At 68.6% G+C, this 12,914-nt stretch carries 13 protein-coding genes; 5 read left to right on the top strand and 8 right to left on the bottom strand.

Going from position 1 to position 12,914, the window contains the following annotated elements:
• Nucleotides 1-42 precede the first annotated feature (42 nt).
• Nucleotides 43-1,053 (top strand): Gfo/Idh/MocA family protein, encoded by a 1,011-nt coding sequence (locus tag HQ314_RS12165; RefSeq protein WP_222650194.1) that lies wholly within the window; start codon nt 43-45, stop codon nt 1,051-1,053.
• Here the strand turns inward: HQ314_RS12165 and HQ314_RS12160 are convergent.
• The 3 genes from HQ314_RS12160 to HQ314_RS12150 all read right to left on the bottom strand — a co-directional run bounded on the left by HQ314_RS12160 (nt 1,046) and on the right by HQ314_RS12150 (nt 4,149).
• On the bottom strand, nt 1,046-1,675 hold the full coding sequence (locus tag HQ314_RS12160; protein ID WP_222627558.1) for a class F sortase: 630 nt from the start codon (nt 1,673-1,675) through the stop codon (nt 1,046-1,048). The two genes, HQ314_RS12165 and HQ314_RS12160, sit on opposite strands and share 8 nt — an antisense overlap.
• A gap of 1 nt (nt 1,676) precedes the next feature.
• Nucleotides 1,677-2,951 (bottom strand): ice-binding family protein, encoded by a 1,275-nt coding sequence (locus HQ314_RS12155; RefSeq protein ID WP_261781640.1) that lies wholly within the window; start codon nt 2,949-2,951, stop codon nt 1,677-1,679.
• A 445-nt stretch (nt 2,952-3,396) separates the two neighbouring features.
• Complete coding sequence (locus HQ314_RS12150; RefSeq protein ID WP_222650193.1) at nt 3,397-4,149, bottom strand: IclR family transcriptional regulator; 753 nt, start codon at nt 4,147-4,149, stop codon at nt 3,397-3,399.
• Between the two features lie 193 nt (nt 4,150-4,342).
• On the opposite strand from HQ314_RS12150, the gene HQ314_RS12145 reads away from it, so the two are divergent.
• Both HQ314_RS12145 and HQ314_RS12140 read left to right on the top strand, forming a co-directional pair.
• Nucleotides 4,343-5,107, top strand: coding sequence for a CoA transferase subunit A (locus HQ314_RS12145; protein WP_308119374.1), 765 nt, complete (start codon nt 4,343-4,345; stop codon nt 5,105-5,107).
• Nucleotides 5,104-5,769, top strand: coding sequence for a 3-oxoacid CoA-transferase subunit B (locus tag HQ314_RS12140; protein WP_027504030.1), 666 nt, complete (start codon nt 5,104-5,106; stop codon nt 5,767-5,769). The genes HQ314_RS12145 and HQ314_RS12140 overlap by 4 nt, the downstream gene beginning before the upstream one ends.
• 17 nt (nt 5,770-5,786) lie before the next feature.
• Here HQ314_RS12140 and HQ314_RS12135 read toward each other — a convergent pair whose 3' ends face one another.
• Genes HQ314_RS12135 through HQ314_RS12125 form a run of 3 tightly spaced genes read right to left on the bottom strand, consistent with a single transcriptional unit; the run spans nt 5,787 to nt 8,608 of the window.
• Nucleotides 5,787-6,812 carry an NAD(P)-dependent alcohol dehydrogenase gene (locus HQ314_RS12135; protein WP_204870263.1) on the bottom strand — a complete coding sequence of 342 codons (1,026 nt, stop codon included), beginning with the start codon at nt 6,810-6,812 and terminating at the stop codon, nt 5,787-5,789.
• 37 nt (nt 6,813-6,849) lie between these two features.
• A complete protein-coding gene (locus HQ314_RS12130; RefSeq protein WP_056447574.1) occupies nt 6,850-7,554 on the bottom strand; it encodes an iron-sulfur cluster assembly protein in 705 nt (234 codons plus the stop codon).
• A gap of 1 nt (nt 7,555) precedes the next feature.
• Nucleotides 7,556-8,608, bottom strand: coding sequence for an amidohydrolase family protein (locus HQ314_RS12125; protein WP_222650191.1), 1,053 nt, complete (start codon nt 8,606-8,608; stop codon nt 7,556-7,558).
• A 168-nt stretch (nt 8,609-8,776) separates the two neighbouring features.
• Between HQ314_RS12125 and HQ314_RS21750 the strand changes: the two genes are divergently transcribed.
• Nucleotides 8,777-10,240 carry a helix-turn-helix domain-containing protein gene (locus tag HQ314_RS21750; protein WP_307095238.1) on the top strand — a complete coding sequence of 488 codons (1,464 nt, stop codon included), beginning with the start codon at nt 8,777-8,779 and terminating at the stop codon, nt 10,238-10,240.
• Nucleotides 10,241-10,299: 59 nt separating this feature from the next.
• Entirely contained in the window at nt 10,300-11,067 is a 768-nt protein-coding gene (locus HQ314_RS12115; RefSeq protein WP_222650190.1) for an ANTAR domain-containing protein, read from the top strand.
• Between the two features lie 7 nt (nt 11,068-11,074).
• On the opposite strand, the gene HQ314_RS12110 is transcribed toward HQ314_RS12115, so the two are convergent.
• Both HQ314_RS12110 and HQ314_RS12105 read right to left on the bottom strand, forming a co-directional pair.
• Nucleotides 11,075-11,854 (bottom strand): TIM barrel protein, encoded by a 780-nt coding sequence (locus HQ314_RS12110; protein WP_222650189.1) that lies wholly within the window; start codon nt 11,852-11,854, stop codon nt 11,075-11,077.
• Nucleotides 11,851-12,897, bottom strand: a complete 1,047-nt coding sequence (locus tag HQ314_RS12105; RefSeq protein WP_222650188.1) for a Gfo/Idh/MocA family oxidoreductase — start codon at nt 12,895-12,897, stop codon at nt 11,851-11,853. Before HQ314_RS12105 ends, HQ314_RS12110 begins: the two co-directional genes overlap by 4 nt.
• Nucleotides 12,898-12,914: the final 17 nt, after the last annotated feature.

The following is a 12,914-nucleotide window of genomic DNA, read 5'->3' as shown; positions in this document are numbered from 1 at the left end:
AATGTCCTGACAAATGTGCTTTCGTCTGATTGGCTCTGCCGCATGACGCAGAGCGCCTCCCTCCCCCTGTCACGAGTTCCCGATCCCCGTGACGCGCCCGTGCTCCGATGGGCAGTCCTCGGGCCGGGCTGGATCGCGCACCGGTTCGTCGAGTCACTGCACCGGCACACGACCCAGACCGTCGTCGCGGTGGGATCCCGCTCACCGGAGCGCGCAGGCGCCTTCGCCGACGAGCACGGCGTCGACCGTGCGCACGGCACCTACGAGGCCGTCTTCGCCGACGACGACGTTGACATCGTGTACATCGCCACGCCACACACCGAGCACCTCGCGAACGCCCTCGACGCCATCGCCGCGGGCAAGCACGTGCTCGTCGAGAAGCCGCTCGCCGTCGACGCGGCCGGCGCGGCCCGTATCGCGGAGGCCGCACGGTCGGCAGGAGTGTTCGCGGGAGAAGCGATGTGGACGAAATTCCTGCCGAAGTTCGACGTGATAGAGCAGGTGCTCCGCAGCGGCGTCCTCGGACCGATCCACACGGTGCTCGCGGATCACGGCGAGTTCTTCACCACCGATCACCGCATCTACGATCCGGCGCTGGCCGGTGGCCCGCTCCTGGATCTGGGAACGTACGTCGCGTCCTTCGCCTACTCGGTTCTCGGTGCACCGGAGACGGTGGATGCTCGGAGTCGACCTGCCAATGACGAGATCGACGGTCAGATCTCGGCCCTTCTCACCGGCGAGTCCGGACATGCGGTGCTCAACACCACGATCCTGACGAACACGCCGACGACGGCGGTCGTGTGCGGCCGGGACGGCACGCTCACCATCGCCGGGCCCTTCTTCATGCCGGGGCCGTTCACCGTCGCACTCCGCGACGGCATCACCCTTGCCTACGACGAGACCCCCGGCCTCCAGGTCGACGGACTGCATCTCGCCGCGGTGGAGGCTGCGAGAAGGATTTCCGTCGGCGAGGTCGAGTCCGCCGTCCATCCCCTCGCCGACGCGGTCGCGACCCTGGAGATCATCGACCGGATCCGCGAACGGATCAGCTGATCAGATCAGCGTAGACCACGATATTGTCGTCGTAACTGGCTGCGTCGCTGTCGAATCGACCGCCACACGTGATCAGCCGGAGTCCCGGGTGGTCGATGTCGCCGTACACCGTGTTCGTCGGGAACTCGGCCTTCGGGTACTGATCGACCTCCATGACCCGGAAGCGCGACGTGGTGCCGTCCTGCAGAGTGACGATCACGTCGTCGTCCGGGACGAGGTCACCGAGCCGGGAGAACACGCCCGGCGCACCGTCCCAGTCCACGTGACCGGCGATCACGGACGGCCCCATCGCGCCGGGAATCGGTGAACCCGTGTACCACCCGGCCGGAAACGCGCCGGGTGGTACCTCCATCGTCCCGTCCTGCTGCAGACCCAGGCCCATGAGGTCGGAACTCACGGAGATCGCGGGAACGTCGATGCGGACCGGCGGCGACGAGACGGCCACGGCATCAGGGACACCGGTGGTGCCCTCGTCGACCACGCCGACGTCCGCCGACTCGGTCGCGGCCGGCACCGGCGACTCGGTGCCGGCAGCAGTGGAGCATCCGGAGATCAGCGCCAGCGTGAGCAGCACCGCAGCGCACAGTGAGCGCGCCGCGGTGATGGCGGAACGTGATGCCATGTCAGCTCTTTCGACGACGCAGCACCAGTGCCGACCCGATGATCGCCGCGGCCGCGAGGCCGATCGACACGGGCTGCCGATGGTCGGCCGACCGGACGGTGCTGCCGTCACCCGTGTCGACGCCACCACCCGGGACCTGAGTGATCTGGCTGCCCGGCGAGTACCGGCCCGGCGCGTCCGGACCCGTGGGGACACCGGGGGTTCCGGGCGTGTTCGGGGTTCCGGGCGTGTTCGGGGTTCCGGGAGTGTTCGGGGTTCCGGGAGTGTTCGGATTTCCCGGCGTGTTCGGGGTTCCCGGCGTACCGGGAGTGTTCGGGGTTCCCGGCGTACCGGGAGTGTCCGAGGTGGGCGGGACCGCCGGTGCGGTGGGCACCGACGAGGTGGGCGGTGTACCCGGCAACCCCGGAAGACCCGGGATGGTGATCACGGGCGGGACACCGGGGATCGACGGCAGTCCCGGGATCGACGGGATCGGAATCACGATGGGAGGCAACACGACTCCCCCGTCGCCGACCGGGGTGGTGGTCGTCCGCGGGGAGCAGTCGTTCGCCGTGATCACGTTGTCGTCCAGGGTCACCGCGCCGTTGCGCGCCAACACACGTCCGGAGACGGTCGCACCGTTCTGGACGCTGATCGAGGTGAGCGCCAGTACCGTTCCGACGAACGTCGTGGAGGTACCGATGGTCGCCGAGCTGCCCACCTGCCAGAAGACGTTGCAGGGATTCACGTTGATCAGTGCCACTCTGCTGCCGGACCCCGTGATCAATGTGGACGGTGCCTGAAAGACGAAGACGGCGTCGGGATCCGATCCACCGTCCAACGTGACGGTGCCGTTCAGGGCCAGTGCGCTGGAAGCCTTGTAGACCCCCGGGGCGAGGGTGCTGCCGGTGATGTCGGCAGCGACGTTCGCCGAGATCGGCTCCGCACTCGCCTGGTCGTATGCCGTGGTGAGGTCCGACTGCGCCTGCAGCGCAACCGCGTCGGCGGCATGGATCGTGCCGTTGTTCACGAGACCGGGAGGGAACCCCGTGACGGCCGCGGTCGGACTGGTTCCGAGGTCACCCGAGATGACCGACGGGCCGGTGTTGGTCACGCCCGCACCGGCCAGGACCGCGTAACTGGCAGCGGTGCCGAGTCCCACCGGAGTGGCGGCGTCGGCGGTGCTCGCGCCGACGATCATCAGAGCCGCCGTGGCGACGGCGACGGTACCCAGTGCGGGGAGGCGGCCTCGCTTCGCGGCGTCGAAGGGAGAGCGGTCGAGGTGTGTCCTGATCATGCGGTTCCTTGCGCGATGTGGTGAATGTGCCGCATCCCTGATGCAGCACATGTGGTGCGCAGACTCTGTCCCCGACGACGCAGAGCGGTGCGATGACGCCCCGGCGACGTCGGCGCGTCGATGACCGTCCGAGAAGACGACCACGGCGCCGAGATGTGGCGGGGGCAGGTGTGAGATCGAGCCGACTCCGTCGAATGCGACGTAGATTTACGGCATAAATGAGAGTGAACAGGACGATAACGGTAATGTCAATGCATGCCGGAATTGCGACATTCTGTCGAGTCCGGACAATCACGTGATGGACGACTGACATCTCTGTGCGACAACAATTCTCGGACTCTGATGTCGACATCGATACGATATCGGGCATGCATTCACGATATAACGGGTGAATAACTTGGATGTACCGCCCGAGTTCTGTCCGACCGGCCGCATCGACCTCCGATCACCGCAGACGCGAGGTCAACGCGTGTGCGGCCCGCAGCAGCTGTTCGCCGAGAACAGGGCGCCGGACATCGTCGAAACGGCCGGCGACGCCCGTCAGACTCAGCGCCCACGCCGGGGCGTCGCGGCGATCGAACACCGCGGCCCCGAGACCCCAGCTACCTTCCACCAACAACCCGGGATTTACCGAGTATCCCTGCACCAGAACTTGTTCCACCCGTTCGGCGATCTCGCGCGGCGCGTGACGTTCTCCCCAGCCGCCGAGCTCTGCACGGTCGAGGTACTCCACCCGCTCACGTTCGGGCAGGTGCGCGAGGATGACCAACCCGGCGGACGCGACTCCGAGGGGCATGCGCAGGCCGACGTGCAGGACGTGCGAGCGCAGCGGGAAACTGCCCTCCTCGCTCGCGATGCAGACCGTCTCGTCGCCCCGACGTGCCGACAGGAAGGCGCTCTCCCCCGTCGTTCGGGCCAGATCGCGCAGGATGTCTCCCGCGCTCGACGTGATGTCGTACCGCTCCGCTGCCATCGATCCGAGAAGGAAGGTCTCGGGCCCCAGCGCCCACCGGCCCGACTCGTGCCGATCGACGAAGCCCTCCGCCGCCAACGCGGTGACCATCCGGTGCACGGTGGGCCGCGCCAACCCGGCGGTCCTGGCGATGTCGGTGGTCGACGCGCCGTCCGGCTCGTGATCACCGACGGCACGCATCACGGCCGCGACTCGCGCGATGACCGACCTCGCTGCCTCCGCCATCACCACAGTCTAGGGCTCGCGGGGTGTCCACTCAGTGAACACCGTGCCGCCGATCGTTCCACGAGTCGAGCAGTTCGCCGTCCGGACCCCGTATCGCCTGCGAAGACGCCGTGGTCCTGATCGAATGCAGAGAGTGCGCACGTCCACTCACCGGACCGTACATCTGATCAGTACTCGATCTCAGGAGGAACTCGTGGCCACCGAAGTCCTGTCCACCCCCGCCGACGCGGTCCGCGGCGTCACGGACGGCGCCACCCTGGCCGTCGGCGGCTTCGGGCTCTGCGGCATCCCGGACGCACTGATCGACGCCCTCGCCGCCACCGACGTCACCGATCTGGAGGTCTTCTCCAACAACTGCGGAGTGGACGATCACGGCCTCGGCATCCTGCTCGTAGCGCACCGGATCCGTCGCGTCACCGCGTCCTACGTCGGCGAGAACAAGGAATTCGCCCGGCAGTACCTGTCCGGCGAGCTCGAGGTCGAGCTCACTCCCCAGGGCACTCTCGCCGAGCGACTACGCGCCGGGGGCGCGGGCATCCCGGCGTTCTTCACCCCGGCCGGTGTCGGCAGCCCCATCGCCGACGGCGGGCTCCCGTGGCGCTACGCCGCCGACGGATCCGTCGCACTCGCGTCCCCCCCGAAGGAGACCCGCGTCTTCGGCGACAAGCGGTACGTCCTCGAGGAGGGCATCCGCGCCGACTTCGCGCTCGTGCACGCGCACCTGGGTGACACCGACGGAAATCTCGTCTTCGACAAGGCAGCCATGAACTTCAACCCGCTCGCCGCCATGGCCGGCCGCATCACCGTCGCTCAGGTCGAGCATCTCGTGCAGCCGGGCGAGATCGACCCGGCGCACGTGCACCTGCCCGGCGTGTTCGTCCAGCGCATCGTGGAGACCGGCCCACAGACACCCCGCATCGAGAAGCGCACCACCCGACCCGCAGGAGACGCACGATGAGCACCGACACCGGATGGACCCGCGAGAACATGGCTCGGCGCGCGGCGGCCGAACTGCGCGACGGTGACTACGTGAACCTCGGCATCGGGCTGCCCACACTGATTCCCGGCTTCCTCGATCCCGCGATCCGCGTCACGCTGCACTCCGAGAACGGCATCCTCGGCACCGGCCCCTACCCCACCGAGGACGAGGTCGACGCCAATCTCATCAACGCCGGCAAGGAAACCGTCACCACCCTGCCCGGCGCGGCGTTCTTCGACTCCGCGCTGTCCTTCGGCATGATCCGCGGCAGCCACATCGACACCGCAGTCCTCGGCGGCATGCAGGTCTCGGCGACCGGCGACCTCGCCAACTGGATGGTCCCGGGAAAGATGGTCAAGGGCATGGGCGGCGCCATGGACCTCGTCCACGGCGCCGCGCGCGTCATCGTCGTCATGGAGCACACCGATCGGGACGGCAACCCCAAGATCGTCGACACGTGCACGCTCCCCCTCACCGGTCAGGCCGTCGTCGACCGTGTCATCACCGACTACGCCGTCATCGACGTCGTCGGCGACGGCACCCTGGTCCTGCGGGAGACCGCGCCCGGTGTCACGGCCGCGCAGGTGCACGACGCCACCGGCGCCACCCTCACCGACGCCGACGACCTCGTCACGCACTGACCGGCGGCGGGCCGTTCTCACGGCGTGAGGATGGCCCGCCCTCGCACCGTGCCCGCGTCCAGATCGTCGATGGCGCTCTGGAAGTCGTCGAGTGCGTACTTCGCGGTGTGCAGAACGACGGACCCGCGTGCCGCGAGAGCCATGAGGTCGCACAGGTCGTTGTAGGACCCGACCAGGTTGCCGATGACGTTGATCTCCGACGACACGATGTCGATTGTCGGCACGTCGATGTTCTCGCCGTATCCGACGACGTGGTAATTGCCCGCCTGCCGCAACATCGCGATGCCCTCCGCCGTCGCGCCGCCTTCACCGACGAAATCGATGACCGCTTCGCCGCCCTGCCCGCCGGTGAGCTCGAGCACCTGCTCGATGTGGGTGCCGTCGGCGACGACGCCATGATCCGCCCCGATGGACAGGGCCAGCTTCACCGCGTCGGCGTTACGGTCGACGACCACGATCTCGGCCGCGGTCAGCGCCTTCAGCACCTGAATCCCGATGTGCCCCAGCCCACCTGCACCGATGACCACGACGCGGTCGCGCGGAGTCAGATGCCGGGAAGCCTTCGCTGCGGCGTGATAGGCCGTCAGCCCGGCATCGGCGAGGGCAGCCACGTCCGCCGGCTCCAGCGAGTCGTCCAGCTTCACCACACTGCGTGCCGACGTCTTCAGATACTCCGCGTAGCCACCGTTCGTGTCGATGCCGGGGAACTGGTTGATCTCGCAGTGCACGTCGTCGCCGGATCGGCAGGCGCGGCAGAGCCCGCACGTGATGAGCGGGTGGACGATGACCTTGTCACCCTCCTGCACGTTCGTCACGGCGGAACCGACGGCGTGGACCCAGCCGGCGTTCTCGTGACCGATCGTGTACGGCAGGGTCACGTTCGACTTCTCGGCCCACTGCCCCTCGAGGATGTGCAGATCGGTACGGCACACCCCCGCTCCACCGATCCGGACGACCACGTCGAACGGCCCCGTGGGAGTGGGAACGGGTACCTCGGTCATTCGGAGTTTCTCGTGGTACCCCACGACCTGGACTGCGCGCATGGTGCTCATGATGTGTCTCCTCGGCTTCTCGGGAAGGTCAGGCGTCGACCGTCGTGCGGTCCGGGTCGTCGTAGCGGGTACGGAGCAGTCCCCGGCAGAAGTGGGCATTGCCGTCGATCGAGATGCGGGTCGATCGAGCCCGACGCAGTGCGAGCGGCACGTCGAGCTGCGCATAGCCGGCTCCGGTGTGATCGACCATGACGATGCTGTCGGGCACGTCGTCCAGACCGAGGGACCGTCGCCGCGACCGCAGTGCCCTGGTGGTGTCGTCGTCCGGGAGATCGCCCAGCACAACGGTTCCCATGTCCTCCATGCGCCGGGACGGATCCCGCTTCAGCAGCGCGGTCAGGCACCGCTCCATCGCCGCGACGTGAGCCTTGCGCCGGAACGTCGTCCGGAGCTCCTCCAGATCGTTCTCCGCCTCGTGCGCGAAGGTGCCCCGGTACCCCGCGTCCGCGGCGAGTCCCGCGTTGATGATCGGTGAATCGTGGTGGTCGTCGAGTTCCACCGTCACGTTCCGCGTCCAGGGCAGGCCGGTGAGCACGTCCTTCGCGTCGGAGGCCATGAGGTAGGCGAAGTTCGGCGCGCAGAAGGACGTCGGCAAGCGCAGGTGCACCACGACGTCACGGTCCTCGGAGACGGTGAGCGACTGCACGAAGTCGAGGTCGGTGATCGGCTCGTCGAGCTCGGGATCGATCACCACGTCCAGAGCCCGCATCGCCGAGTCGGCACGGGTGGTCATCTCACGCTCCCACGAGAACGTCGTCGGCCGCACGGTCGGCGCCGCGCGGGCCGGTGGCCGTCTCGTCGGCATCGGCGATCTGCGGCTCCGCCGGAACCGGGATGTCGTACATCTTCGCGGCGTTCAGGCCCAGCACCTTGCGCTTCTGGTCCATCGTGATCTCCGGGTACTCGCTCAGCTCCGCCGGGATCTGGAAGTCGACGAACGACTCGATCAGCCAGCGCGGTGTCCAGAGGGCGTAGTCGGACGAGAACTGGATCCGGTCCTCGCCGAGCCAGTAGAGCAACTCGCCCATGATCTGGCCGAAGTACTTCGGCCGGGAGTGGATGAACGGCATCGCGACGGCGAGCCCGGCATGCACGTTCGGCTCCTGGGTGGCGATCCAGCAGAAGTCCTCGAGCCGCGGGAGACCGCAGTGCTCGACGACGAAGTTCAGATCGGTGAAGTCGGTGGCGACATGATCGACGTCCGCCACGTCGAAGGCATCGCGATCGAGCGGCCTGATGGTCGGTCCCTTGTGGACGTGGATGTTGGTGATCCCGAGCTCGCGGCAGACCTCGAGGTAACGCCGGGTCCAGTCGTCGTCGAGCTTGTAGCCGCGAGAGTCTCCGTGCCACTCCGCCGTGTAGAGCTTGACGCCCTTCAGTCCGAACCGTTCGGCATCGGCGCGGAGCTGATCGAGCCCACGCTCGCCGTTGCGCGGATCGAAGTGGTGGTTGTAGGTGAGCTTGTCGGGATTCTGCGCCGTGAGGGCCCATGCCTCCTCCGTCTGCCCGAACCCGTTCACGTAGAACTCCCCGAGGTGGGCCGGCTGGAAGATCGCATGATCGACGTACCCGTCCTCGAAGAGGTCCTTCATCAGGCGGTCGCCGCCCTGGTAGAGGTACTCGTCGTACGGCCACAGCTCGCTCTCGGGCGACAGGTTGCGGTGGTAGTCGTAGAAGCAGTCGATGAACTGCTTGCCGTGGATGTTGCGCTGGTTCTCGGGCCGCGCGTCCCACAGCGCGACGTGCGCGTCGACGATGAAGAAGCTGTTGTCGCCCTTGGTGTACATCGAGGTCCCTTCGTCGTGTGACTGGCGTCACCTTCACTGGCTCGACGCTAGAGCGCGACGGACGGGAAGCGGGCGTCCCCGGCGTCTCAATCTGAGACGGTCGACCACCCCTCGGGCGCTGTAACCTGGATCACAACCCGACCCGCTTCGACCCACCAGGACGCCCGCGTGCCAGCACAGCTCCCCGAACACCGGACCGGCTCCGGCCGCGAGGTGGACGCGGTCGCCGGTGCGGTACCCCCTCGGCTCCGCGCCTCCTGGCTTCGGAGTCGGCGCTACGGCATCCCGGTCGATCATGTCGAGCCGGTCTTCGCCGGGACGGAACGGCAGGAGTCGCTCTTTCGGCAGTGCGGTGACGAAGTGCTCGCCGACCTGCAGCGGACGCTCACCGCCGAGCCGGTGGGCCTCATGCTCACCGACGCCGACGGCCTCGTTCTGTCCCGCCTGAGCGGGGACCACACGTTGCTCCGCGCGCTCGACGACGTCCACCTCGCGCCCGGTTTCGGCTACTCGGAACGGGAGGTGGGGACCAACGGTCTGGGTCTCGCGCTGGCAGACCTGGCACCCACCCTGGTCCGAGCGGAACAGCACTACTCCCACAGCCTCACCGGCTTCACCTGCGCAGCCGCCCCGGTGCTGGATCCCGCGACGGGTCGTCTGCAGGGTGCCGTCAATCTCACCACCTGGTCCCGGACGTCGAGCGACCTCCTACTCACACTCGCACGGTCGGCCGCGAGCACCATCTCGCTGTCGATGTCGTCCCGATCGACCGGTCGACGAGAGCGACCGACGGTGCGTCGCAGCCTCTTCCGTATCGAGCACGGGTCCACCGGCACAGGCGTTCGACTCGGCGCGGAGTGGTCACGACTGGAGGCGGACGCCCACTCCGCGATGGCCGCGGGATCGACCGTCGCGGTGATCGGCCGCCCCGGCTCCGGCCGCTCGTCGCTGGTGACGCACGCTGCGCGGCGCGCCTTCCCGCGCCACCGCATTCTCTCGGCAGCGGCCCCCGCACCCGACGACGTCGACACGTGGCTCGACCTGTGGACGTACGAGGCGGATCGCACCGACACGGTCGTCGTCCTGCGCGACGTCGACACGCTCCCCGACTTCGCCGCGCAGTCACTCGTCGACCTGCTGCGGTCCGCCGAGACCCGGATGCCCTTCGCGGTCACCGCCGAACGACTGCACGACATCCCGGCCGCACTCGCCTCCGCGGTCGCATCGGTCGTGTCGCTGCCCCCACTGTCGGACCGACCGGACGACGTCGTGCCGTTGGCTCACGAGTTCGCGCGCGCGGTGCGCGGACGCGACGTGCACATCACCCCCGCGGCGGAACGCGCTCTGCAGCACCACGACTGGCCGCAGGGCGCGGCGGAGCTCCGCGAACTCGTCACGCGAGTCGCGTCGCGTGCGGACGTCGTCGACGTCGCGATGCTCCCCGCCGAACTGCTGGCGGGCCGGACGCGCCGGTTGTCGAGCATCGAGGCGTTCGAGCACGGGGAGATAGTGCGGGTCCTCGCGTCGGGCAAGGTCACGATGAGCCAGGCGGCCCGTCAGCTGGGGATGAGCCGCGCCACGCTCTACCGCAAGACGGCCTACTACAAGATCGATCCGCGGAACCCCGGCTGACGCACGTCGGCCGCGTAGTCTCGTCCCGGACGACTCGATCTCACGGGAGGGGCGCGGACATGGACGACGAACTCACGCGACGTCTGTTCGCACTGCGCGACCTCCCCCACTTCCGTCGGGCCCGCGAACGGGACTCGACGGCGACGACCACGGTCTCCGATTTTCTGACCGGCTCGGTGGACGACGATGCCGCTCTGCTCGTCGTGCTCGAGCAGGGCGCGGCGGCGGCGGTCCGATCACTCGACGGCGTGGCGCACGCCGGCATCACCGCCACCGTGGACGGCCACCCCTTCACCGTGTCCCCCACCGACGCCGTCGTGTTCGCGCTCGACGCCCAGCAGTACGACCTCGACGACGGACCCTGCCTGCGCGCGCTGCGGACACACTCGTCGCTGCACTTCTCCCACGACGAGGTGGCCCGACTCTGGCCGCCCCTGGCCGCCCTCGCGGCGAGGGCAGGCGTGGACCGGGTGCACGCGTGCGCGCTGACCGTCGACGGGGCGGCCGCCGGATCGGTCAACCTGTACGCCGCGGGGCCTCCCCTGTCCTCCGCGCAGGTCGAGGCCGAGGACGATCTGGTGTGCGTCCTCGTGGACCACCTCGACACCGCCCTGTGGTCCTACGGCCGCGGGCGCGACCTCGACGCCGGAGTCCGACGGATCGGTGCGGCCATGGCGGACCGCCGGGTCGTCGGCATCGCGGTCGGCATCCTCATGGTGCGGGACGATATCGACATGGGCGAGGCCCGAGCACTACTCGAGAAAGCCGCTGCCGCAGCAGAACTACCACTAGTCGACGTGGCCCGCCCGATCACCGAGGACAGCTGACCGACGATCACCGCGCCGTGAACGCCGCCTCGAAAGCGTCGAGTGCCTCGTCGGCATCGGCGCGTGCCCACCCCTCGAGACCGACGACACCGTCGTACCCCATCTCGCGCAGTGCGGCGGCGACGACCGGGTAGGCGATCTCCCCGGTGCCCGGTTCGCAGCGCCCCGGAACGTCGGCCACCTGGATCTCGCCGATCCAGGGAAGCGAGCGCCGCACCGTCTCGATGAGGTTCCCCTCGCCGATCTGAGCGTGGTACAGGTCCAGATTCAGGCGCAGCGCCGCACTGTCCACCGCGGACACGAGTGCGAGCGTGTCCGCCGCGGTGGCGAACGGTGTACCGGGGTGATCAACCGCGGTGTTGAGGTTCTCGAGGGTGAACACGCGACCGGCACGCTCGCCCAGCTCCGCGACCCGGCGCAGTGTGTCGGCCGCCCGGAGCCACATGTCGGGGGTCACCGCGTGCTCGGGGTGGACCGGCAACCCCTCGGAATCGAGACCTGTGCCGTGCAGATTCAGGCGCGGGCAGTCGAGCCGATCGGCCACGAGCAGCGACTCCGCGGCCGTGCGGAGCAACTCGTCGATGCCGTCCGGGTCGGTGAGGCTTCCGCTCAGGTACCCGGTCATCGAGGAGAACCGGGCACCCGTGGCCTGCAGATCGTCGATGTTCTTCGTCGACCAGTTCCAGATCTCGACCTGCAGGCCGCGGTCCGCGATCCGTCGGACCCGATCGACGAACGGCAGATCGAGGTGGAGCATCTCGGCGCTGGCCGCCAGCGTGTACGTCATCGGACACCGTCCGAGTCGAGATCCGCGACGGCGACCGCGGCGCCGGACCGCACGCTCTCGATCGCGGCGAGCGCGATCGACAGGGCGACCCGTGCGTCGGCTCCACCGACGACCGCGGGCGTCGAGTCGCGGACCGAGGACACGAACGCGGTGAACTCGCCGATGTAGGCCTCGCGCAGCAGATCGATGTCGCGACGGGCGGTGTCCACGGTGATCCCGCGAGCGTCGTACAGGGTCATGTCGTTCGACGCCGCGGTGCCGGCAGTGATCATGCCGCCGGATCCGAACACCTCTCCGCGGACGTCGTAGCCGTACAGCGCGGAGAAGTTGGCCTCGGCCGTCGCGAGGGCGCCGTTGTCGAACGCGATGGTGACGACGGCGGTGTCGAGGAAGCCGTCGTCCCTGGCCTCGGGCCGGATCAACGCGTCGGCCATGGCGTGCACGCGCACCGGAGCGGCTCCCGGGTTGAGGAAGCACAGCGTGTCGAAGTCGTGGATCAGCGTCTCCAGGAAGATGGTCCACGCTGGAACGCGGCTCGGATCTCCACCCCACGGGCCGGGATCACGGGTGAGCGACCGCAGCAGCTGGGGCGTACCGATCCTGCCCTCGTCGACGGCCCGACGTGCCGCCGCGAATCCCGGCGCGAAGCGTCGGTTGAAGCCTACCTGGAGTGTCACTCCCGCGGCCCGTGCGGCGGCGATGGCGCGGTCCGCGTCCTCGAGGGTCACGGCCATCGGCTTCTCGACGAACACGTGCTTCCCTGCCTCCGCGGCCGCGACGACGAGTACGGTGTGACTCCGCGCGGGGGCGGAGATGACGACCGCGTCGACGTCGTCACGCCGCAGGGTCTCGTGGATGTCGGTGGACGCCGTCGGTGCACCGAGTTCCCCGGCGAGCCTGTCGGCGGCGCCGGGCACCGGATCCGCCACTGCCCGCAGTGCGGCACCCGGTACCCGGCGCGCGACGATCTCGGCGTGGTTGGCGCCGATCCTGCCCGCACCGAGCACCGCGATGCCCACCACCTCCGAACGATCGACTGCCATGACGCCTCCTACTAGTA

Source organism: Rhodococcus sp. BP-332 (genome assembly GCF_019836065.1).
In the GTDB taxonomy this organism is placed as follows: Bacteria; Actinomycetota; Actinomycetes; order Mycobacteriales; family Mycobacteriaceae; genus Rhodococcoides.
The sequence above is the reverse complement of the archived record's forward strand: the minus strand, read 5'-3'. Positions and strand labels throughout refer to the sequence as shown.